The sequence below is a fragment of the Streptomyces sp. NBC_01485 genome (assembly GCF_036227125.1).
In the GTDB taxonomy this organism is placed as follows: domain Bacteria; phylum Actinomycetota; class Actinomycetes; order Streptomycetales; family Streptomycetaceae; genus Streptomyces.
This window is the reverse complement of sequence record NZ_CP109435.1, coordinates 5,207,886-5,231,141: the sequence shown is the minus strand read 5'-3', so window position 1 is coordinate 5,231,141 and position 23,256 is coordinate 5,207,886. Positions and strand designations below refer to the sequence as shown.

Below are 23,256 nucleotides of genomic sequence, written 5' to 3'. Positions count from 1 at the left end.
CGTCTCCCTCAGCTCCGCCGCCTCCCTCATCTGATCCGGCTCCCTCGTCCCCTCCGTTCATCCGTCTCCCTCGTCCCCTCCGCCTCCCTCGTCCGCCCGCATCCGCTCCCCCGTCCAGACGAAGCGGGCGCTGGTGACCGCGTCGTCGCCGTCTGTTCCTGTGATGAGTTGGTGGACGGCGATGCCGGAGAGTTCGCGGTAGTGGCACCACTCGTGGTCCGAAGTGAGCATCAGGTCGAGGTCGAGGGCGGCGAGCAGGGCGAAGATCTGGCCGCGGTTGGTGGCGTCGACGCCGACGAAGACCTCGTCGAGGAGGATCGGGCGAGGTGCTTCGGGTACGGCCTCGTAGTGCGCGGCGACCGCGGCGAAGAGCGGCAGGTGCAGGGCGATGGCCTTCTCGCCGCCGGAGAGCGCGCCGTGCAGTTTCTTGGTGAGGACCTGCCAGCCGGCGCCGTTCGCGCGGTCGAGCCGGACCACGAACTGGTGCCAGGCCGTGTAGTCGAGCACTTCGGCGAGCTGTTCCTCCCAGGTGGCCGCCGTGTTCCTGGCCTTGGCCTCCTCGATGCGGGCCCGGAAGAAGGCGTGCAGGGCCTCGCGGTCGGCGTCGGTGACGTTCCTGGGTTCCTTGAGGAGGAGGGTGCGGGCGGTCTGGGTGCCGGCCGGGAGGTCGGGGTGGATGCGCCACACCAGTTGGACGGAGACCTTCGACGCCGTGCGGACGCGCTCCAGGTGGCCGTTCATCCGGTCGACGAGTTCGTTGGCCTGGCGGATGCGGGCGGCCAGGTGGCGGCGGGTGTCGCCGGTGAGGGTCTGGTCGAAGAGGCGGCGCTCGGCGACGGTGATGTCCTCGCGGCTGCCGTCCCGTTCGGCGGTGAGGGTGTGGAGCAGGCCCGTCGCGCCGATCCGGGCGCCGTCCATGGTGGCGGTGAAGATCTGTACGTCCTCGTCGGCCTCCAGGTCGAGGTCGGCGCGGCGGCCGAGGACCTGACGGGCCTGGTGGACGGCCTCGGACAGGCGCTGGACGGCGTCCCCGAGATTGCGCGGTTCGTGGGCGAGGGCGGGCCACTCGGCCGCGATCTCGCGTGCCGCTTCCAGCGTGGCGCGGGTGCCGTCCGACGCGGTCAGACCCAGCGCGGTCCGCTCCGGTGGGACCGCCGCGTCCTGGGGCAGGCCGAGCAGGCAGAGGTGCCGGAAGCGCAGGGCCGAGGTGTCCCTCGTCCCGGTCGCCTCGTCGCGGCGCAGGGCGTCCTGGGCCATGGTCGCTTCCAGCGAGCCGATACGGCGTTGCAGGCGGCTGAGTTCGCCGTCGCTCGCGCTGATCTGCTCCCGGCTGCGGCGGACGTCCTGCCTCAACTCGCTTATGCGGGACGCCGTTTGGCGGAAGTCCTCGCCGACGGTGCTGTCCGCGGCCTGGAGGGTGGCGGCGAGTGCCCGTGCCTCGGCCTCGGCCCGGTCGGCTTCGGCCTGGCTCTCCCGGGCGGCCTCCGAGGAGCGTTCGGCCTGGTTTCTCGCGGCGGCGGAGCGGCCGAGGGCGGTGGACCAGTGCAGGTGGGCGTCCGCCCAGGCGTCGGCCGTGTCGGCGAACACGTCGACGGCGGCGGACAGTTCGTTGAGACGGCCGCGCTCGGTGGGCAGGGCGTGTTCGGAGGACAGTCTGCCCAGCGTGCGCAGGCAGCGGCTGACGTCGGCCTCGCGTCCGTCGAGCATCTTGACCGTCATGCGGACGGCGTCGTCGCGGACGCCGACCGCCTCCTCCGCGCGGTCCCACTGGCGGCGTCGTTCGTCGAGTTCCCGGTGGCGGGGGCGGGACGCGAGGTCGGCGTCGAGGCGGGAGCGGCTCTCGCGCAGCGCGCCCAGCCGTGCGTCGAGCGACGCGATGTGGGTGTTCAGTGCGGTGAGCCGGTCGGTGAGTTCCGCGATGCGGCGCTGTCTGGCCTGGTCACGGGCGTGGGAGCCGATGTGGGCGGGCGCCGCCTTGCTCCAGGTGCCGATGGCCGCGGCCAGCCGCCAGCTGCCGTCCGCGGCGACGGCGGCGGTGTGCCAGTGCGGGAGGTGTTCCCCGTAGGCGATGCCGGCGAGGAGCCGGTCCACGCGGTCGGCGGACACCGGGATGTCCGTCTCGGGGCGCAGGACCTCCAGCAGGGACGGCCCCGGCGCGGGGGTCGCCCAGCCGGGCGCCGCGAAGGTGTCGTGGCCGGCCAGCTCGATCGTGTCCTCGGGGCTCAGCCACGCGTCGAGCAGTCCCGACGCCTCCAACGCCGCCTCGACACCGGCCTGGACCTCCTCGGGAACGCCGTCACGGAAGGCCACGAGCCGCCACAGGGGCGCGCCCTCCATCGTCGAACGGTCCGTCGTACGGGTCGGCGGGGCGGCCGGCGGAAGGTCGGCTTCCGCCGTGAGCGCCTCGATGGCCCGGACGAACCTCTCCCGCTGGTCGTGGGAAGTCTTCCGGGCCGACTCGACCCGCGTCTCGGACTGGGTGATCCGCTGGTCCAGAGCGCGTACGGCGCGCTCCACGACGGCGAGAACGTCCGCCTCGACGGCGGCCCGGGCGACCAGCTCCTCGACGTCGCCGATGCGCAGCTCCACGCACCCGGTCGCCCAGTCCCGGAGCAGATCCGCCTGGGCCCGCAGGGCCTGCGCGCACTCCCGGGCCGCCTCGTCGCGCCGCGTCATGGCCTCGGCGAGGCCGTCCCGGGCGCCGTCGAGGGCCGTTTCGGCGGCGGTGCGGTCGCCCACGGCCCGCTCATGGCGTTCGACGGCTTCCCGGACGGCCGCCATCTGGTCGCGGCGGCCCTTGACCGCGCCGCGCAGCAGGTGGCGGACCTGCCGGACCCGGGTCGCCTCCCGCGCGGGATCGTCGGCGGCGGGCGCGTCGGCGAGGGCGGCGCGCATCTCCGCGTGCACCGACTCCATCCCCACGGTGCGGGCGGTCCGTTCGGCGTCCTCGGCGGTGTCCCGGGCGTGGTGGGCGCATTCCTCGGCCTGCCGGCCGGCGGCGTCGGCCTGCTCGTCGTCCGCGCGGAGCCGGCGCTGCCGGTCGTCGGCGGTGGCGCGCAGCCGGCCGGCGCTCCGCGCGGTGTCCTGGGCGCGGCGGCGGAGTTGGTCCAGCTCCTTGCCCTGCTGGTAGAGGTCGCTGTCCAGCAACCCCTGGACGGCGGCCTCGAGTTCCTCGACGCGCTCGCCCAGCTCCGCCTTGCGCCGCCCGGTGACCTCCTGGTCGTGCACGGCCTGCCGGTGCTGCTCCGCGCTCTCCCGGGCGATCCGGGTGCGGTTGTCCATGTCCGTCGTCGCGGAGATCAGTTGTGCGGCGGCGGCGCGCAGCACCCGCTGGGCGTAGCCCCGTTGCCGGCCGGCGATGGCAACGGCGGCGGTGACCTCCTCGTCCAGCCGCTTCAGGTCCTCGCGCTGCCGGTCGAGCCGCTCGAAGCCCTCGGCGAGTTCGCCGATCTCCGTCTCGCCGAGCGGCGGGAGGGCCTTGGACAGCAGGGTGGACAGGAGGGACGGGTCGAGCCGCTCGGAGAGTTTCGGCTGCCGGAGCTGGAGCAGAGCGGTGATCAGCGCCTCGAAGCGCTGCTCGCCGAGGCCGGCGAACAGGGTGCGGCGGATCGTGGCCCGGTAGTCGGCCGCCGTGGCGTGGATCTCGCCGTCGCCCTCCAGGGCGTCCGCGAGCGCGGGCCGGGTGAGGGGCTGCCCCGCCTCGTTGACGAGGGACACGCCGTCGGGGCGGGCGAGACGGCGAGTGGTGGTGAAGTAGTCGGTCTGGACGCCGCTGGTGTGGATGCTGGCCTGGAGCCGGGCGCCGCAGGAGAACCAGCGGCCGTCGGCCCGGCCGAACTCCAGCCACACGTATCCCACGCGGGTCTTGCCGGTCGCGCCTTCGCCCATGAGGTTCCAGTGCATGGTGCGTTCGGAACCGCCGAAGGTGGACAGCCGGTGGGGTCTGAGGTTCGCGTCGAAGAGGAACGGCAGCAGCAGTTCCAGCGCCTTCGACTTGCCCGTGCCGTTCGGTCCGCGCAGCAGCAGACGTCCCTCGTGGAAGGTGAACGTCTCGTCGTAGTAGCGCCAGACGTTGAGGATTCCGGCGCGGACGGGCTGCCACCGGGCCCGGGTGGGACGGGTGGTGTCCGTGGGGCGGGTGATGTCTGTGGGGCGGGTGTCTCTGGGGCGGGTGATGTCCGTGGGATCCGTGGGCTCCGTGGGAGGAGCGGCGTCCGGCCGGTCCGTGCCGCGTACCGGCAGTTCGGTCACGTTCACAGCGGGTCTCCTTCCTCGGTCGTGGTCGTGGGCGTGGTCGTGGTCGTGTGCGCCACGCGGTAGCGGTGTGCGGCCGGGCGGGCCACGACGCGGTCGCCGGTGGTGCGGGCCAGGCCGAAGTCGCGCAGTACGGCCACGGCGTCGTCGGCCAGCCGGTGCGCGCCCTCGGTCGCCTGGTACGCCTTCGCCCAGCGGGGGAACCGCCGCAGCAGTTCGGACGCCGCCTCGGCGAGCTGTTCGGGGGTCGCGCCGCCGGGGGTGTCGGCGACGCGTTCGAGGAGGAGCAGCGCGGCGACCCGGGCGGTCGAGGAGTCGTCCGGGAACCTGGAGTCGGTGGCCACGGCGTCGGGGTCGACGAGGAGATAGCCCTCGGCGCGTTCCTCCAGGACGAGTCCGGCCTGCTCCGCGGCGCGACGCAGGATCTGACGCCCGGTGGGGGACGCGAGGTAGGCGAGCTCGTCGTCGGTCAGGTCCTCCCGGTAGAGGACCGGGTCGTCGAAGAGGCGGCGCAGGACGGAATGGCGCAGCCACAGGTTGCGCCGCGTGTCGGAGACGACGAACGCCTCGTCCCCCGTCGGCTGTGTCGGCTGTGTCGGCTGCGCGGGCCGCATCGGCTGTGCCGACTGTGTCGGCTGTGTCGGCTGCGCGGCGGGCGGCGTGCCGTAGCGGCGCTCGCGCATCAGCTCCGCGAGCAGTTCCTCGAAGCGGGCCGGCACCTCCTGCGCGGGCAGCGCCAGCCGTGACGGTCCCACGGGGGCCGCGGGCAGCCGCATCAGGAGCGTGACGTCCACCCGGTAGAGGACCTTCGCCTCCGCCGTGTCCACGAACGACTCCGTCAGCCCGTCGACGACCGCCAGGACGCCGTACGACTCCAGCAGCTTCAGTACGTCGACGAAGGCCATCCGCTCGCGGCGGCTGGTGGTGTCGAACGGGGAGAGCGCAGGGTCTGCGGCCATGGCCTGTACGACACGGTCGGCGAGCAGGCCGATGGTCGTCATCGGTACGGAGGTCAGCTCCGCCGCGGTGACGCACAGCAGCACGTACCGGCGGCGGTCGAAGGGCGCCCGGCCCGCGCGGGGACGGAGGGCCGGGCGGGAGGCGTCGGCGGCCGGGCGGACCTTGAGCAGCCGGGCGTATCCGCGCCGCGGCTCCACCACCAGACTCCATCCGCAGGTGTAGTCGAACCACTTGGCCAACGGCTCCTTGCGGCGCCGCACCACCTCGAAGGCCACGGGGTCGGCGCGCTCGGTGATCAGCGGCTGGGCGAGCAGCAGCCGGATGCCCCGCGCGACCTCTTCCCGTTCGACCACCACCAGTTGGTTGGCGAGCGTGCTCATCCGGCGGCCTCCTCTTGTACGGGTACGGCCGACGGGTGGACGGCGGTTGACGGGTGGGCGGCGGTTGACGGATGGACGGCGGTTGACGGGTGGGCGGCGGTTGACGGGTGGGCGGCGGTCGTCTCCACGCCCACGTTCAGGCCCATTCCCACGCCCACGCCCGCACCCGCACCCACGTTACGGATCTGAACGACGTAATCCGGCCCGCTCATCACCCCGTTCGAGGTGCGCAGCCGGGCGACACGGTCGTCAGCGTCAGCCTCGGCCATGGAGTCCAGGACGATCTCCACCCCGCCGTCCGCACTCACCGCTCGCCGTACTCCCGTGCTGTCCGGGCGGGACGACAGGGCCCTGCCGAGCAGATCGAACAGGCGCTCGAACGCCGCCGGGTCGAGTTCGCCGAAGGCGGAGAGCCGTACGGGGCCGTCCGTGGCCAGTACCTGCCAGGCCGCCTGGAGTTCGGCGCGTTCGCGGCGCGCGCGCTCGGCTCGCGCGGCGCGCGTCGCGGAGACGTCCCGCACCTTGCCGGTCCGGGTGAAGCGCTCCGTGCGGCCGCTGGTGCGCAGCAGCGCGGACACCTCCACCGGGGGTGCGGCGGCCCAGGTCCGGGAGACCGGGACCAGTTCGGGATCGGGATGCGCGAGGTGGGCGTGGCGCGCGGAGCCCAGTCCGAAGGCCAGCGTCCACAGCCGGTGCAGGTCGTCCTCCGTGGGCGCGGCGGCGAACCAGCGGGCGAGTTCGCGGAAGTCCTGGACGGCGCTGGACGAACGGCGACGGGACTCCGTGATCCGGTCGAGCACCTGGAGCAGCGAGACGATCGCCCGCCGGGCCACGTCATGCAACTGCTCGACCCGGGGCGGCGACCCGTCGGCCGGCAGGAACCAGGCCCGCAGCCCCGCCCAGCGCGCCCTGCGCCGCTCCAGCCACGCGGCCGACGGGTCCTCCCCGGCCGACGGCGGCAGCTCCGCGCCCCGCAGCGCGCGCTCGTGCAGCAGCCCGGTGCCGCGCTCCTCCACCCGGGCCACCGCCACGGCGACCCCGGCCCCGCGCCGGTCGAGGTTGACGAGGAACTCGCGCAGGTACGCCACCGTCGACGCCTTCACCTCGCGGAAGACCCCGGCATCGGCGCTTTCGGCCCGCAGCAGCCGCTGCAGTTCGCCGTTGAACGCCTTGGTGTTGTCCAGCAGCGCTTCGAGGTGCCCCTCCAGTTCCTGGAGGGTGCTGAAGATGCGGCGGTCCGCCGACGAGGGCTGCTCCAGCAGGACGTACAGCTCGTCGAGCCGGTCGGTGATCGCCTCCAGTACGGCGGTCTGCAGCGCCCCTGTCGACGCGAGCACGGCCAGCGCGTGTTCCACCCCCGCGATGGCGGCCTCGCCCTGACGGGTCAGGGAGTACTGGAGGTTGCGCCGCTCGTACTCCTCGGCCGTGCGGTAGTTCTCCGCGTGGTTCTGGACGACGTCCAACAGGCCCCACTGCTGGAGTCTCCTGAGCGCTTCGTGCAGTTCCTCGTCCGTGATCGCGTCCAGCCAGCCGACCGTGCGCAGCCGGGCCCGGACCTCGTCGAGCCCGAGTGCCGTCTCCAGCCGCTCGTTGGCCGCGCCGAACGCCCGCAGCACCGCCCCGTAGAGATCGGCACGATCCCCCGTGGTGAACCGGAACATCTCCGGCGGAACCCTGCGCACCCGCCTCCCCCTTCCCCGACGGCGAGCCCTGCCCAGCTCTCACCACCGTAAAGGCCACCACTGACAACCTGGGCGGAATGCGGAGAACCGCCGCAGCCTCAGCGGCCGCAGCAGTCGGCGGGCCGAGTCGCCCGTCCCGGAGAGGCCGTCGCTCACGGTAGATCACGGGAGCGGGGGCGGGAACAGGGGGTCAGCAGGTCAGGGGGACGCGGCGGCGAAGGCCCATGGGCGTCGAGTACGCAGCGAGTGCCTGAAGGGGGACGCCGTTCGAGGCGCCGCACGGGCGTCGCACGCGCCGCACCGTTCGGCTCCGGTCCCTCCCCTCGTGCGGACCGGCGCCGAACGGTGCGGGCGGCGTCGAGCGCGCCCGGTTGCTGCGCGGCTGCCTTCCGGATCCTGCCAGTTGAGGCCCTTGCAGAGGAGGATCCGTCGTCCGGTCAACCCCTTCTCCGCAGGTCAGCCATATAAAGTGGGTTTTCCGGTCCGGAATACAGGTGTCGGGGGAAGTTAGGGGTGGAGGCCTTGAGTTCCGACTCGGGGGCACGCACAGCCTTCGCGGAACGACTCGCGCTGCTGTACAAGGAGGCCGGCAACCCTCCGCTCAAGCGCGTGTCCGAGGCGGTCGTCCGGCTCCAGCGGGTCGACGAACGGGGGCGGCCCGTACGGGTGTCCGCCCAGCGGATCAGCGACTGGCGACGGGCCCGGAACGTGCCCGCCCAGTTCGCCGCCCTCGCCGCCGTGCTGCACGTCCTGATACCCGAGGCGCGCCGTGCGCGGCCCGCACCGGTGTCCGCCGGTCTGTACGACCTCGCCCAGTGGCAGCGGTTGTGGGAGCGGGCGGTGGCCGATCCGGTCGTCGGCGACGTCCCGGCCGCCGCCGTGGAGGAAGAGGAACGGCCCGCGGCCGAGGGGGCCGGCGTCCCCGAGGGCGTGTGCCCGTACCGGGGGCTCGCCTCGTACCGAGAGCAGGACGCCCGGTGGTTCTTCGGCCGGGAACGGAGCACGGACGCCCTCGTCGCCCAGCTCCGCGCGGCGGAACGGACGGGGGGCCTGGTCATGCTGGTCGGCGCCTCCGGAGCGGGCAAGTCCTCCCTGCTCAGCGCCGGTCTCGTGCCCGCTCTGCAGAACGGTGCGGCGAGCAGCGCCCCGAGTGGTGCGTCCGGCGGGCAGAACAGCAGGCAGAACAGTGGAGCGACGGCGGTCCTACAGCTCGTACCCGGCGCGGATCCCCTCGCCGAGCTGACCCACCGCATCCCCGAACTCGCCCCCGTCACCGCCGTCGCCGCCGAGGAGCCCGGCACCCCGCGCTTCGCACACGCCGTACGGGAGGCCTTCGCCGCCTGGGCCGAACGCGAGTCGCCCTCGCCCCCCGCACTTTCCACCCCCACCCGCACCCCCACCCGCCCCGTCATCATCGTCGACCAGTTCGAAGAGGCCTTCACCCTCTGCCCCGACGACGCCGCCCGGCGCCTCTTCATCCAGCTCCTGCACGCCGCCTGCACCCCCGCAGACAACGCAGACAACGCAGACAACAACGAAACGGATGACACGGACGAAGCGACCGCCCCACCCCCCGTCCTCGTAGTCCTGGGCATCCGCGCCGACTTCTACGAGCAGTGCCTCAGTCACCCCGAGCTGTCCGACGCGCTCCAGCACCGGCACATGGTGCTCGGGCCGCTGACCACCCCGGAGTTGCGGGAGGCGGTGACCGGGCCGGCCCGGGCCGTGGGGCTGGAGCTCGAACCCGGGCTGGCGGAGCTGATCATCCGCGAGGTGACCGTCGACGGTCCGCGCGGGGCGCACGCCGGTGTGCTCCCCCTGCTGTCGCACGCCCTGCTCGCCACCTGGCAGCGCCGGAAGGCGGGCCGGCTGACGCTGGCCGGCTACCGCGCGGCGGGCGGCATCCAGGGCGCGGTGGCGGCGACCGCCGAACGGGCCTGGTCGAGGCTCGACCCGGCGGCCCGCAGCGCCGCGCGGCTGCTCCTGCTGCGGCTGGTCCGGCTCGGCGAGGACACCCAGGCCACCCGGCGGCGGGGCACGCGCCGTCAGTTGGCGGCGGAGTCGACCGATCCCGGCAAGACGGAGGAGTCGCTCGAAGCCCTGGTGAACGCCCGTCTGGTGACGCTGGACGCGGAGACCGTGGAGATCACCCACGAGGCGCTGCTGCACGCCTGGCCCCGGCTGCGCGACTGGATCGACGAGGACCGCGGCGACCATCTGCTGCGGCAGCGGCTGGAGGAGGACGGCCGGGCCTGGGAGGGCTCGAACCGCGACTCGGCGCTGCTGTACCGGGGTTCCCGGCTGGAGCAGGCCCGCAGTTGGGCGAAGTCGGCCGGCAACACCTTCCTGACCCGTAGCGCGGTGGAGTTCCTGGCCGCCTCGGTCCGGCTGCGCCGGCGCATGGTGTGGATCTTCCGGGGCGCGGTGTCGGCGCTGGTGGTGCTGTCGATCGTCGCGGTCGGCGCGGCCGTGGTCGCGTGGCAGCAGCGCAACGACGCCGTGTTCGAGCAGGTGGTGGCGGAGGCCGACCGCGTCCAGTACACGGATCCGTCGCTGTCCGCCCAGCTCGACCTGGTGGCGCACGACCTGCGGCCGGACGACGAGGGCACGAGCAACCGCCTGATCTCCATCGTGAACGCGCCGCTGGCCACGCCCCTCCTCGGCCACACCGGCGCCGTCTACCTCACCTCGTTCAGCCCGGACGGCAAGCTCCTGGCCACCGCCAGCTACGACCGCACCGTCCGCCTGTGGGACGTGAGCGACCGCTCCCACCCCAAGCCGCTGGGCAAGCCCCTCACCGGCCACACGAGCTGGGTGAGCAGCGCGGTGTTCAGCCCGGACGGCGACACCCTGGCCAGCGCCGGCGACGACGGCACCGTCCGCCTCTGGGACGTCCGCGACCCTGCCCACCCACGCGCCCTCGGCGCACCCCTGACCGGCCACACCGGCACGATCTACCTGCTCGCGTTCAGCCCGGACGGGCGGACGCTGGCCTCGGCCGGCGAGGACCACACCGTACGGCTGTGGAACACGGCCGACCCCGCGCGGGTCCGCCCGCTGGGCGCGCCGCTGACCGGGCACACCGCCGCCGTGCGCTCCGTGGCGTTCAGCCCGGACGGCCGGATCCTCGCGGCGGGCGGCGACGACAACACGATCCGCCTGTGGAACACGGCGGATCCGCGCCGCCCGAAGCTGATCGACAGGGTCCTGACCGGTCACACCGACACCGTGCACTCCCTGGACTTCAGCCCCGACGGCGACACCCTCGCCAGCGGCAGCGCGGACGACACCATCCGGCTGTGGAACGTCGCCGACCCGAGCCGCGCGACCCAGATCGGCGCACCGATCCCCGGGCACACCGGCCCCGTCTGGTCCGTCGCCTTCAGCCCGGACGGCTCCCTGCTGGCCGCCGCCAGCGCCGACTCCACGGCGAGCCTGTGGAACGTGCGCGATCCGGAGTTCCCGTCCCAGGTCGGCGAGCCCCTCGCGGGCGGCAGCGGCGAGATGTACGCGCTGGGCTTCAGCCCCGACGGCGCGACCCTCGCCACCGGCAGCGGCGACAACAAGGTCCGGCTGTGGTCGATGCCGACGTCGGACATGATCGGCCGCAACGGAGTGTTCCGCCCGGACGGGAAGGTGCTCGCCACGGCCGCGCGCGACGGACGCATCCGCCTGTGGAACGTGAAGTCCCCCGACCGTCCCGTCTCTCTCAGCGAACCGTTCATGCCGAAGGACAGCGCCGACCGCCAGCCCGCGTTCTCCCCCGACGGCCACACCCTCGCCGTGCTGTCGCCGGACCGCTCGGTGTACCTGTGGAACGTCACCGACCCGACCCACCCGGTCTCCTCCGGACCGCCCATCCCCCTGCAGACCCGTTTCATGGGCTCCGACGCACTCGGCTTCAGCCCCGACGGACGGATCCTGGCGACCGCCTACGACGACCGCCGCATCCAGCTCTGGAACGTCGGCGACCCCTCCCACGTCGTCCCGCTCGGCGCCCCGCTCGCCGGACACAAGGGCTACATCAACGCCCTCGTCTTCAGCCCGGACGGCCACACCCTCGCCAGCGGCAGCGCGGACGGCACCATCCGCCTCTGGGACGTGACCGCCCCCGGCCGCACAACGCCGCTCGGCAAGCCCCTCACCGGCCACGCGGCCCCCGTCAACTCCCTCGCCTACAGCCCTGACGGCCACACCCTCGCCAGCGGCAGCGACGACGACACGGTCCGCCTGTGGGACATCACCGACCCGGCCGACGCGACCCGCCTCGGCTCCCCCCTCACCGGTCACTCCGAGGCGGTCGTCTCCCTCACCTACAGCCGCGACGGCCGCACCCTCGCCAGCGGCGGCGACGACAACACGGTCCGCCTGTGGAACGTCGCCGTCCCCTCCGACGCCTCCCCCATCGGCCAGTCCATGAGCCCCAACGCCAAGACCGGCAACTTCCTCTCCTTCAGCCCCAACAGCCACATGCTCGGCGTCTCCAGCGGCGCCGACACCGTCCGCCTGTGGAACCTGGACGTCGACACGGCGATCAGCCGCATCTGCGCGACCACACGCGGCGTCCTGACAGGGGACAAGTGGCACGAGTACCTGCCCAGGCTCTCTTACGAGCCTCCGTGCGAAGGATGAGCGAGAGCTGATCGAGGGGTCGGCGCAGGGGTGCGCGAGGGGTCGGCGGAGAGGTAAGCGAGGAAGGGCCGGAGAGATAAGTGAGGGAAAGATGAGGGATTGGCGAGGGATAAGCGAGGGTTAAACAAGGGGGGTGGTGTGACAGTGATCCCGATCACAACGGCGGGGCAGGGGAGAAGGGGGCTCCCGTCGGACCGACAGCCTTGTTAGCCTTGGCCATAGCCCGGTCGCTGGTGCATCCCCCGTCGCCAGCGGCCGGGCCTTTGCACGCCCGGTGACCTGGGCGGACCGTCCGGGAAAGTGGTGAGTACTCCCCGTGAACCGGCGCATCGTCATCGTCACCGCCGTGCACGCCCCCTCCGCCCGCCACCTGCCCGAGGCCTACGCGTCGCTGCGCGCACAGGAGTTGCCCCCGGGGTGGGAGTGGCGGTGGGTGATCCGCGAGGACGGCGCGACGGACGAGGTCGCCCCCCACATACCCGCCCACGACACCCGCGTGATCTTCCGCCAGGGGCGTCGCGGCGGCCCCGGCGGCCCGGGGGTCACCCGCACCCTCGCGCTCGCGCACACCGAGGGCGAGTACGTGAAGGTCCTGGACGCCGACGACCGCCTCGCGCCCGGCGCCCTCGCTCGCGACCTGGCCGCCCTGGAGGCGGACCCGACCCTCGGCTGGGCCACCTCAAGCACCCTCGACCTGCTGCCGGACGGCTCCACGATCGCGTTCCCCGGCGACCCGGCCGAAGGCCCGATCGAACGGGGCACCGTGCTCGCCCACTGGAAGGCCCACGACTTCCGCGCGCCGGTGCACCCCGCGAGCCTCTTCGTACGACGGGACCTCCTGACCGCGCTCGGCGGCTGGATGGCCCTGCCCGCCTCCGAGGACACCGGACTGCTGCTGGCCCTCGACGCGGTGAGCCGCGGCTGGTTCTCGGCGGAGGCCGGCCTCTACTACCGCAAGTGGGACGGCCAGGTCACAGGCCAGGCCTCACACGTCGACCCCGTCGAACGGGCGGCGCGCATGGCGGTGGTGGAGGAGAGGGCCAGAGCGCTGAAGTCCTTCCACTGGAACTACCCGAGACCGTTGGGCCCCGCTTGACCGATCACTCACCCGCCGCGCCGGCCACCGCCATCCAGCGCACGACCCGCCGCAACGTGGTCTCGTCGACCTGCTCGACCAGGGCGCGGACGGCCGTCACGTCGTCCGGGGAGAGGTCGTAGAGCCCGGCCTTGCTCAGCCCCGCCATGAGCACCTGATGCCGGCGCCCCTCCATACGTTCGGCGAAGTTGGGATGGCCGGGCCGGACGACGTCATCGACCGACGATTCGGCCGACGCTTCAACCGACGTTTCAACCGCTGCCTGCGAAGCCGAGTCGAAGCGCTGCCATGCACCGCCCTTCGGCCCCCACAGGTCAACGGTCATCTCGTCACCCCGGGCTCGCCTGACCTGGGTCATCTCACCGATCGCGAACAGCACGGGCGTACGGTCCGGGGATTCGGCGGCCTGCCGCCAGGACGCCGAGGAAGCGTCGTAGAACATCGCCACCCAGCGGGGATCCCCCGGCGGCTGCGGGCTGCGGGAAGGACGGGTCGCACGGTCCTGGCCAATCTCCATGGCGCTCACCCCTTCTGCGTCGGCACGCACGCGTCAGCACTCACGCGTCGGCACTCACGCGTCGGCACGGCAGACGATATCTGACGCACCGTCAGCTAACCAGACGCAGAGGAGACAGGAAAGCGGCTGACAAGACCGCCCCCTTAGGGCGTACCGGGATCGGGCCGGATCGATGGGTCACTCGCCGGGAATCTCGTCAAGGTGACGCGAAAAGAGCCGAACCTGCGCTCCCGTCCGCCATGGTCTGAGATCCTGGAGACCGATCGAGAGGGGCCGCAGGTATGGAGTGGAAGACCCACGGTGAGCGGCAGATCTACACCAACAAGTGGGTGAACCTGTGCTTGGTGGACGTCCAGCAGCCTGACGGGCGCAGGTGGGAGTACCACGTCGTTCGCCTCCGCCACCTGGCTGTGGCCGCCGTGGTCAACGACCGGCAAGAGGTGCTGATGATGTGGCGGCACCGCTTCATCACGGACTCGTGGGCCTGGGAGTTGCCCATGGGCCTCGTCGAAGAGGGCGAGTCACCAGAAGAGGCAGCAGCGCGCGAAGTCCTGGAAGAGACAGGCTGGCGTCCTGGCCCCATCAAGCCTCTGATCTACGGCGAGCCGGCCAACGGCATCACCGACTCGCAGCACCACGTCTTCCGTGCGGACGGCGCGACCTACACCGGACCGCCCACGGAGAAGAACGAGTCGGACCGGATCGAGTGGATCCCCCTCAGTGAGGTGCGAGGGATGATCGACCGCCGAGAGATCGTCAGCAGTGGGTCGCTCGTCGGTCTCCTCTACTTGCTCATGGATGAAGCGATCCGCTGACCGGCGGTAGGACTGCCCGTAGCCGTGCCTCGAAGGCCAGGGCTACGGGCTCCTGCCTGTGCGGGGCCAACTGGTCGTAGAACTCCCTGAGGTGGCCTGACACTCGCTCGGAGGCCACTGCCGACGCGGACTCCAGAGCTTGCGTGGCAGCGCTGCACGCCTGGTCAAGCTTGCCTTGGTCCAGCTGCGTGCGCGCCAGCCAGAACGCGTGAAACGCCCGGCCGCGCTGGTTGGTGCGGGCTTCCCGACGCAACGCATCCGCGATCAATGGTTCAGCCGTCGCTGCCTCGCCCAGTCGACCGTGGGCAATGCCCGTGTCCACTATGAGCTTCAGTTCGTCGAAGTAGGTCACCCATGACGGGTCCGGGTCGCTCGCCTGGATCTGCTCGAACTGGCGGTGTGCTTCCCCGATCGCCCGGTGAGTCGACGTCTGGCTGCCGAGCGTGGCATGGGCGAACGCCTCCCGCATGGACAGCATCGACAGGACGCGCGGGGTGGTACCGAGTGCTGAACGGGCCTGGTCCTGGGCGGCGGTCACGAGTGCCAGGGAATCTGCGGGCTTGTACACCCCCGAGGATCGGTCCACCATCTACGAGGTGATCAAAGCCCTGATCTGAACCCGAAGCCCGACTCGGCCCCGACGGCGGGAGCGCCGAACGAGCACCCGTCACGTGTGTCTCCAGCAACCCGTCGGGCCTCAGCCACGCTTCCCGATTGAGAAACGGTGGTCAGCCGGACTGCGCGGTCACGCTTGGCCGGGCTCGGCCTGGTCCCGGCCGTACTCATGGCCGTGGTCCTGGTGCTCGGGCTGGGCGCGTTACTTCCTGGCCTGGCTGTCTGCCTTGGCGGTACTGCGCGCGGTTCGTCCGACTGTAGATGCCATCCTCACCTCACTTCGGAGAAGGGGATGGCTCCCCTACATGCTGTCCTGGCTGGCCGAAGGAAGCCGCCACGAGGAAGCACGACACGCCAAGACGTTCGAATCTCACGAGCTCTCCCCGGAGTTATCACGTACGTTGACCTCCGAGTGACCGAAGCTGTCGGCGCATGACCAACGCCGGATGACGGTCGGCCGAACTCTACGGAGGGGAAAACGACTTGAAGAAGAACACCATGCGCCGGGCTGCCCGAACGGGTGCCATAGCCCTGTTCACCGCCGCCCTTGCGGTCGGCGCGGCTACCGGGGCATTCGCGACTGACGGCCCTCAGAAGGCCGACTCGCTCGCCGGGCCGCAGATTGTCAGTCCATCCGAATACGCGGGCGAAGGTGGCACGGACCCTCAGTCCATTGCCCCCATTGGTGAAGTCGCACCTGCGCAGGGCACCAGCGTTCAGAAACTCACTGACCTGTTGACAGAGACGACCGGGCTGGAACTCTTCCAGGCACCTGGCGTAGAGGAGTACGAAGAGCTGGGTCAGACGCTCACGTTCAGTCTCGGAGACGGGAACTACGCACACCCACTCAACATCACCCGCCTGACCGTACACAACGACGTGCCGTCGTCGGTGCTTTCTTCGGACGGTGACGAGACGAATACGACGACCCTGCCCAATGGAAGCCATCTGCTGACCGCTGTGGGCGCTGACGGCATCAGGGTGAGTACGTTGTCCAAGGACGGCCAACTGACCCTGTGGGAGGCCCCGGCCACCACCGAGCAGAACGCTTACAACGCAGAGACGCTTGTGCGTTGGGCCCGTAACGTCGACGAACAGGCAGTCACCGCCACACACTCCCCGCTCCGCGCCATCGCGGCCGCCAAACCCAAGTGCCAGCTCACACAGAGCAGGGCTCCGTACCGACACGGAGGATCCCTGCACATACAGGCTGACGCCGCGATGATCTGCGACCAGACGGGCAGGGGGAACTTCGCCGCGTCACTGCGCCAGTACCAAGGACTCGGCATCTGGACAACCAAGGACACCCGGGGTTACACCAACGAGCAGGGGAAGTCATTCCCGGTAACCTTGCGTTTCGAGTGCTCACGGCTCACCGTGAGCAACTGGCAATACCGCAGCAACATAGGTAACGCGACGTTGCGCAATAGCAACGGTACCTGGGGCGACCACAACGTCTTCTCCCAGACGGCCGTCATCCACTGCGCATAGTCGGCCTGCAACTGCCGTCACGGGCCGAACGGCGTACCGTCGGAGGCAGTGAAGGCACGTGCGGTCGGCTGTTGGCGGAAGCCTCGAATGGAGAACCGTGGAGAACGAGCAATCCCGCCCTGACGGCGCTCATCTCGCTACGGCCGGGTGCGGATGGCTGCTGATCGTGGCCGTCATCGCGGCACCCGGACTCATGCTGAACGACAGACCCTTGACCGCGTACCTGGTTGTCGTGGGCGGCGTGATCGGGTCCCTGTGGGCACGCAAGAGGCTTCGCCGCTGAGCAGCCCACCCAGACCGGTTCAATTCGCCGCAGGCCTCGCCACTGCTGCCCCATCGAGGGCCTTCACCGTCGCACCCGCCCGCCGGAGCACCGTTGGCATGCGAATCGCGACCATGCGACGTGGTCCATCCGCCGGACCCTAGACGGTCGCCGACCAGCAGGTTCCTGTCTCCATTCCGTAGGATCGTGGTCCACGTCTGGTCCACACGCACTGATCCACAACGCGACAGAACCAGATCAAGGTGAGACGGCCCCCGCCCAGAAGGGGTGCCCCTCAGTGAGAGGCACCCACTTCTGACCGGTACGTCCATGACCTGCGGTGTGGGGGAAATCCGGGCCCACGGGGACGCTTTCGCGTTCTCACCTTTTGCCGGGCCGCCGCCGCTCACCCGGTCTCGCGACTCAGCGCCGCTTCCCGGTGGTCGTTGCAGCGTGGGAGGGGGGCGTCGGCGGCGGCCGGGTTCTTCTGGTGGGCCTGGAGGGCGGCGCTGACCAGCGTCATGAGCAGGTCTATGTCCGTCTCGCACTCCAGGTGGACGGTCACCCACGGCGAGCCGGGCAGCAGCCGGATGGCGGTGGAGTGCCGCAGGTCCCGCTCGAACCGCCGGATCGCCTTGGCGGTGAGATGCAGGTCGACACTCACGTCGGAATGGAAGTGCACGATCTCGACACCGCCCGAGCGCACCGCCCGACCGGTGCCGCAGCTGGGCCGGTCCTCCGCGAGGTCCGGCCAGGTCGCGAGTCGTGCCAAGGCACGCAAGGCCGCCGTCATGGCCCCATCATGGGCCGCTCACCGCCCGGCCACCAGGGGTTGAGGGAGGCTTAACCAGGTCTTCGAAGTTGAGCGGTGCGCGCAAGCGTCCGGGGACGGGTGGACGTGGCTCGAGAAATGTGACACTCCGGTCCCGAAGTGTCACATTTCCACGGAGAAGCCCCTGGGTCGACGCAGCACGTCGAAGGGGTGCACCGGTCCCTCGACGGCGGGCTCCGCGTCGGGCTTCGGGTTGGCCTTGCCGGTCGCCGCCCGGCCGCACCGCTTCCGCGTCAACCGGGTACCGGTGCCGATCCGTCTTCCTCGCCCGCCGGGACCTTGTCGGCGAGGGGCCGGTGGGCCGCTGACCTCCCTAAAGAACCAGGGAAAGAACTACCCACCCACCCACCCTCCCCGCCCGTGTCACCCGTGCGGGTGACCAGCTTGCGGGGGCGGAAGCGGAGCGGTTACGTTCGCCGCGACAACCGCAGACAGACGACAACCGCAGACAGACGACGGCCCCCGCCGGGACGGCAATCCCGGACGAGGGCCTGACCGATCAGGAAGCAACACCTTCCCAATGGCTGAAACGCAGTCTAACGCGCGCCTGCGCGCCGACGCCGGAGCCCAGACCTCCGGCGTGATCCACGTACGCACCCGCCTCACGGCCGGCTTCACCGTGATCGCCAACGCCCTCGCTCAGCGACGCGGCAGCGCGGTCACCATCGGCGTCGCGGCCTACATCCTCTCGCTGCCCGACGGCACCCCCGTGACCATCGCCGCCCTGTGCGAGCACTTCACCGAGGGCGAGATCCTGATCTCCCGGGCGCTCAAGGAGCTTGAGCGGGCAGGCCACTTGGAGCGCCGCCGCGAGCGCGGCCCCAGTGGGCACATCCGTACGCGGACGTACTTCCACGACCTGCCGTGCGGCGGTCCGGGGGGTCCGAATGCTCCGGGCGGCCCGGGTGGCCCACGCCGCAGGCACGGCCCCGACGGCCCCGACGGCTCTGAACCCCCGAAGCCGCCGCGCCCCCGGAAGCCTCCGGCGGACGAAGCCCCGCCCGCCACCGCGACGGCCATACGGGATGTACAGGACGTACCGGAAACGGCGGCTGTGCGGGAGGAACCGCAGGTGCCGACGCCGTCCCTCGCCGAAGCCGACCCTCGGGCGGTCGCCGTGCTCGCCTCGCTGCGCCGGGTCGATCCGCGCCTGATCCTGTCCGGTCAGGAGGCGGCCCGGCTCGCTCCGGCCGTCGCTCGATGGCTCGCGTCCGGTCTCCTGCCCACCGAGATCACCGAACATCTCACCGCCGGACTCCCGGCCCACCTCCTGACCCGCCCGGCAAGCATCCTCGCCTACCGACTGAAGGAGACTCCCCTCTCCGTACCGACGAGGACGGCGGGGCCCGGGCAACCAAGGGCATCAGCGGAACCAGGAGCACGACCGGCCGTCGTCCCTCTCAAGAACTGCGACGGCTGCGACCGCGGCTTCCGCTCAGCAGACCCGGACCTCTGCCGGGGCTGCCGGGACCGCCAGGACTACCGCGATCACCGGGCCGAGGAACCTCTCCGTGCAGCTGGTTGAGCCGGTGCAGCGGTGTTCCGACGGCCCGCGGGTGGGAGGCTTGATGTGCGACCATCCGGAAACCGGTACCGAAGCCCTGTGTCACGCAACGGTGCACCTGGCGGCCTGAGTTAGCCCTGGATCGGGATGGGGGATCCGGTGGTTCAACTCCGCCCGGCGTCCGGTCAGTTGTTCCATGACTCGTCGTACGGGTCCCGGGGGATCGGGGTCGGTTTGGCTTCGGTGATCTTGATGAAGGGGATCGGGCCGTTGTTGACCGGGTCGTGGGTGGTGCGGGGGGTGTAGGTGCCGGTGACGGTCAGCCAGGCGTCCGGTTGGAGGACCGGGGGGATGTTGCCGGTCAGGCCGATCTTGACCGGCTGGGCGTCGGCGGCGCAGCAGTTGAGGGCCATGCGGACCAGGTAGGGGGTGCCGTCGTGGTCCAGGGCGACGAAGCCGGTGAGCCGGACCTCGCGGCCGGTGAGGGTGCGGCCGTGGTCGTAGACGGCCCGGCCCGCGTAGTCGACGACGCTGAGGGGGAGCGGGTTCGTGGCGGCCAGGGCGGGATAGGCGAGGGGCTCCTGCAGGGCCGTGCCGGTGCGGGTCGCGCTGTACGAGCCCAGGGCGGGCGGGGCGACCAGGATCAGCGCCAGGAGGGGGAGGATCAGGAGCCAGGAGACACGGGGTTCGGGGTGGGTGTGGGAGGCCGCTTCCTCCACGTCCCCTACATCCCCTACATCCCCTAGGTCCCCTCGATCCCCTACGCCCTTCTGCTTCTGCTTCTGCTTCTGCTCCTGCTTCGTCCTCCGGCGCTCGTACCACGCCGTCGCCAGGGCCGTCAGGATCAGGACCGCGCCGGACGCCAGGAGCAGTGGGCGTAGGCCCGCCTTGACGTAGCGGAGGTAGAGGTCGGTGGTGCCGGCGTGGAGGAGGGCCGCGCCGAGGAGGAAGAGGACGGCCGCCTGGGACTGTCGGTTCACAGGAGTATCCATCCGGTCAGGACCGCCGACGCGATGGCCAGTACGAACGTCGCCGGGGCGAAGCGCAGCGCGAAGCCGCGGCCGAAGGTGCCCGCCTGCATCGCGAACAGCTTGAGGTCGATCATCGGGCCGACCACCAGGAAGGCGAGCTTGGCCGTGAGGGAGAACTGGGTCAGGGACGCGGCGACGAACGCGTCCGCCTCCGAGCAGATGGAGAGGACGACCGCGAGGACGGCGAGGGTCAGGACCGCCAGGAACGGGTTCTCCGCCGCCGTACGCAGCCATTCCTGCGGGGCGACGGCCTTCAGGGTCGCCGCCGCCATCGCGCCCACGACCAGGAAACCGCCCGCGTGCATCACGTCGTGCCGGACCGAGTCCCAGAACGCCGCGCCCTTCGTCTCCCCCTCGTGCGGCGCGTGGGCCGGCAGGCGCAGCCAGTCCGTGCGGCCCAGCCGTTGCCACAGCCAGCCCATCACGCACGCCACGAGGAGGCTGCCCACGAAGCGGGCCAGCACCATCTCGGGGTTGCGGGGGAACGCCACGGCCGTCGCCGTCAGCACGATCGGGTTGATCGCGGGGGCGGAGAGGAGGAAGGCGAGGGCCGCGGCCGGGGTCACGCCCCGGCGGACCAGGGCACCGGCCACCGGCACCGACGCGCACTCGCAGCCGGGCAGCACCGCGCCCGCGAGCCCGGCGACCGGGACGGCGAGCGCGGGCCGGGAGGGGAGGGCCCGGGCGAAGAAGGAAGGGGGTACGTAGACGGCGATCGCCGCCGACAGCAGCACCCCCAGCACCAGGAACGGCAACGCCTGGACCACGACCGCCACGAACACCGTCGTCCAGCTCTGCATCACCGGGGCGGACAGCGCGCCGCGGATCGGGCTCTGCAGCAGCACCATCAGGAGCAGCAGCATGGTCAGGACGAGGGAGGAGGTCAGCCGCCTGGGCTCGTCGTCCGGCGCGGGCGGTGTCTCCGTTCGGTCCTGGCGCGCGCCCGGCGTGCCCTCGACGTGCGGGACCGCGTCTCTGGTGATGGCCACGGGTCGCACACCTCCGGCTTCCGCATCCGCCCTGTCGTCCGTGCTGTCTCTGCTGCCTGTTTGCTGCATTCCCTCCCCTTTCATACGGGAGTCTCGCGCAAGGTGTTCACGTCGTCCGTGGAACCTCCCGTCCCGGTGAGGCAGTCTTCTCCCTCGTGGTAAGCGTTCCGAATCAGGGTCAGCCGCGTCCGAGCCAGCCGCGTCCGGGGCAGTCGCGTCCGGGGCAGTCGCCGGGCGCGCACATGGTGGTGTGCGGCGACGACGGCCTCGCGCACCGGCTCGCCGCCGAGCTGCGGGGCGTGTACGAGGAGCAGGTCACGCTCGTCGTACCGCCCGCCGAGCGAACGGTACGGCCCCCGGTCGTCGGACGGGCCCGGGCGGTGTCGGCGGCGCTGCTCGACCGGATGGTGAGCGCGGCCGTCAACCGGGCGGCGGGCAACGGCACGCCGGCCGCCGCCCAGAGTGAACCGGCCGCCGGACAGCGGATGTTGGAGGCCGTCGAGGCCACCGAGGCCGTGCTCGCCGAGGCGGGCGTGGAACGGGCCGCCGCGCTGGCGCTCGTGTACGACGACGACGAGACCAACATCCGTGCCGCCCTCACCGCCCGCCGGCTCAACCCCCGGCTGCGGCTCGTCCTGCGGCTCTACAACCGGCGGTTGGGCCAGCACATCGAGGAACTCCTCGACCAGGCCGCCGCGTTGGCCACCGGAGGCGCGCCGGGGGACGGCCCGCTGGGGGACGGCCCGCTGGGGGACGGCGGCGCGGCGGGCGACGCCTCGACGACCGTCCTGTCCGACGCGGACACCGCCGCGCCCGCGCTGGCCGCGACCGCCGTCGTCGGCACCAGCAAGGTCGTCCAGACGGACGGGCTGCTGCTGCGCGCCGTGGAGCGGCTGCCGGCCGCCGCCGGGGAGCCCGACCCGCCGGGCCTGCCCACGCTCGCGCTGCTCTCCGCGAACCTCAACGACCCGGCCTTCGCGGACGGTTCCGAGGCCAGCGGCGAGCAGGGCCCGCTGCTGCTGCCGGACGCGGCGACGGTGCGGGAGGCGGCGGCGGCCGGCCGGCGCGGATCGGTGGTCCTGGAGCAGGTCGCGTACTCGGCGGGGCCCGCCTTGCCGTCCGGACGCGGGGTCGGGGTGGTGGCGCCGTTGGCCTCGCTGTTCTCGCAACGGCTCAGGTGGTCGCTGGCCGGGCTGGTGGGGTGCGTGTTCGCGCTGGCCGTGGCGTTGTGGCTGGCGACCGGGATCCATCCGCTGGGCGCCCTGTACCTGACCCTCCTGGACCTGTTCTCCGTCAACGACCCGGCGATCGGGTCGACCACCGCCCGCCAGATCCTCCAACTCCTCTCCGGACTGGTCGGGTTGCTGCTGCTGCCGGTCCTGCTGGCGGCGGTGCTGGAGGCGATGGGGACCTTCCGCGGGGCGGGGGCCCTGCGCCGTCCGCCCCGCGGCCTGGGCGGCCACGTCGTGCTCCTCGGCCTGGGCAAGATCGGCACCCGGGTGCTGATCCGCCTGCGTGAGCTGAACATCCCCGTGGTGTGCGTCGAGGCGGGCCCGGAGGCGCGCGGACTCGCGGTGGCGCGGCGGCTGCGGGTGCCGGTCGTCCTGGGCGACGTCACCCAGGAGGGCGTCCTGGAGGCCGCGAAGATCCACCGCGCGCACGCCCTGCTCGCGGTGACCAGTTCCGACACGACGAACCTGGAGGCCGCGCTCTACGCACGCTCCCTGCGGCCCGACCTCCGCGTGGTCCTCCGCCTGTACGACGACGACTTCGCCACCGCCGTCTACCGCACCCTGCGAGCCGCCCACCCCCAGGCCCTGACCCGGAGCCGAAGCGTGTCGCACCTGTCGGCCCCCTCCTTCGCCGGGGCGATGATGGGCCGCCAGATCCTGGGCGCGATCCCGGTGGAACGGCGGGTGCTGCTGTTCGCCGCGCTACGGGTCGCAGAGCACGCGCAGTTGGACGGCAGGACGATCGGCGAGGCGTTCCGCGCGGGCTACTGGCGGGTGCTGGCACTGGACACCGGCCGGGAAGGCCAGGGCGGCTCCGGCCTGGTCTGGGACCTCCCGGACACCTATGTCCTGCGGAGCGAGGACCGGGTGGTACTGGCGGCCACGCGCCGGGGGTTGGCGGAGTTGCTGCGGCGACGGGGGCGGAGGGACGCGGGAGCGTAGGGGCAGGCGCAGAGGCAGGCGC

14 protein-coding genes and 1 pseudogene are annotated in these 23,256 nt (G+C 71.8%); 6 read left to right on the top strand and 9 right to left on the bottom strand.

What is annotated here, in order from left to right:
• Positions 1–57 precede the first annotated feature (57 nt).
• The 3 genes from OG352_RS23830 to OG352_RS23820 are packed head-to-tail and all read right to left on the bottom strand — an operon-like array spanning position 58 to position 7,276.
• Positions 58–4,257 carry a TIGR02680 family protein gene (locus OG352_RS23830; RefSeq protein ID WP_329219637.1) on the bottom strand — a complete coding sequence of 1,400 codons (4,200 nt, stop codon included), beginning with the start codon at positions 4,255–4,257 and terminating at the stop codon, positions 58–60.
• On the bottom strand, positions 4,254–5,594 hold the full coding sequence (locus tag OG352_RS23825; protein WP_329219635.1) for a TIGR02678 family protein: 1,341 nt from the start codon (positions 5,592–5,594) through the stop codon (positions 4,254–4,256). The genes OG352_RS23830 and OG352_RS23825 overlap by 4 nt, the downstream gene beginning before the upstream one ends.
• Positions 5,591–7,276 (bottom strand): TIGR02677 family protein, encoded by a 1,686-nt coding sequence (locus OG352_RS23820; protein ID WP_329219634.1) that lies wholly within the window; start codon positions 7,274–7,276, stop codon positions 5,591–5,593. The genes OG352_RS23825 and OG352_RS23820 overlap by 4 nt, the downstream gene beginning before the upstream one ends.
• A gap of 513 nt (positions 7,277–7,789) precedes the next feature.
• Between OG352_RS23820 and OG352_RS23815 the strand changes: the two genes are divergently transcribed.
• Entirely contained in the window at positions 7,790–11,908 is a 4,119-nt protein-coding gene (locus tag OG352_RS23815) for an nSTAND1 domain-containing NTPase (protein WP_329219633.1), read from the top strand.
• Positions 11,909–12,224: 316 nt separating this feature from the next.
• Positions 12,225–13,004 (top strand): glycosyltransferase family 2 protein, encoded by a 780-nt coding sequence (locus OG352_RS23810; RefSeq protein ID WP_329219632.1) that lies wholly within the window; start codon positions 12,225–12,227, stop codon positions 13,002–13,004.
• A 4-nt stretch (positions 13,005–13,008) separates the two neighbouring features.
• On the opposite strand, the gene OG352_RS23805 is transcribed toward OG352_RS23810, so the two are convergent.
• Positions 13,009–13,446 (bottom strand): hypothetical protein, encoded by a 438-nt coding sequence (locus OG352_RS23805; RefSeq protein WP_329223937.1) that lies wholly within the window; start codon positions 13,444–13,446, stop codon positions 13,009–13,011.
• A 356-nt stretch (positions 13,447–13,802) separates the two neighbouring features.
• Between OG352_RS23805 and OG352_RS23800 the strand changes: the two genes are divergently transcribed.
• Positions 13,803–14,336, top strand: a complete 534-nt coding sequence (locus tag OG352_RS23800; protein ID WP_329219631.1) for an NUDIX hydrolase — start codon at positions 13,803–13,805, stop codon at positions 14,334–14,336.
• On the opposite strand, the pseudogene OG352_RS23795 reads toward OG352_RS23800, so the two are convergent.
• Positions 14,314–14,898, bottom strand: a pseudogene (locus OG352_RS23795) (hypothetical protein); the annotation flags it as partial. The gene OG352_RS23800 and the pseudogene OG352_RS23795 overlap by 23 nt on opposite strands.
• A gap of 536 nt (positions 14,899–15,434) precedes the next feature.
• Between OG352_RS23795 and OG352_RS23790 the strand changes: the two are divergent.
• On the top strand, positions 15,435–16,442 hold the full coding sequence (locus tag OG352_RS23790; protein ID WP_329219630.1) for a hypothetical protein: 1,008 nt from the start codon (positions 15,435–15,437) through the stop codon (positions 16,440–16,442).
• Between the two features lie 668 nt (positions 16,443–17,110).
• Here the strand turns inward: OG352_RS23790 and OG352_RS23785 are convergent.
• Positions 17,111–17,497, bottom strand: coding sequence for a luciferase domain-containing protein (locus OG352_RS23785; protein WP_329219628.1), 387 nt, complete (start codon positions 17,495–17,497; stop codon positions 17,111–17,113).
• A 141-nt stretch (positions 17,498–17,638) separates the two neighbouring features.
• Positions 17,639–17,773, bottom strand: coding sequence for a hypothetical protein (locus tag OG352_RS23780; protein ID WP_329219626.1), 135 nt, complete (start codon positions 17,771–17,773; stop codon positions 17,639–17,641).
• A 283-nt stretch (positions 17,774–18,056) separates the two neighbouring features.
• Between OG352_RS23780 and OG352_RS23775 the strand changes: the two genes are divergently transcribed.
• Complete coding sequence (locus tag OG352_RS23775) at positions 18,057–19,061, top strand: hypothetical protein (RefSeq protein ID WP_329219624.1); 1,005 nt, start codon at positions 18,057–18,059, stop codon at positions 19,059–19,061.
• A gap of 164 nt (positions 19,062–19,225) precedes the next feature.
• Here the strand turns inward: OG352_RS23775 and OG352_RS23770 are convergent, their stop codons facing one another.
• Positions 19,226–20,020 carry a TIGR03943 family putative permease subunit gene (locus tag OG352_RS23770; RefSeq protein WP_329219621.1) on the bottom strand — a complete coding sequence of 265 codons (795 nt, stop codon included), beginning with the start codon at positions 20,018–20,020 and terminating at the stop codon, positions 19,226–19,228.
• Positions 20,017–21,060 carry a permease gene (locus OG352_RS23765; protein ID WP_329219619.1) on the bottom strand — a complete coding sequence of 348 codons (1,044 nt, stop codon included), beginning with the start codon at positions 21,058–21,060 and terminating at the stop codon, positions 20,017–20,019. Before OG352_RS23765 ends, OG352_RS23770 begins: the two co-directional genes overlap by 4 nt.
• Before the next feature lie 242 nt (positions 21,061–21,302).
• Here OG352_RS23765 and OG352_RS23760 point away from each other — a divergent pair, with 242 nt between their 5' ends.
• Entirely contained in the window at positions 21,303–23,234 is a 1,932-nt protein-coding gene (locus OG352_RS23760; protein ID WP_329219618.1) for an NAD-binding protein, read from the top strand.
• Positions 23,235–23,256: the final 22 nt, after the last annotated feature.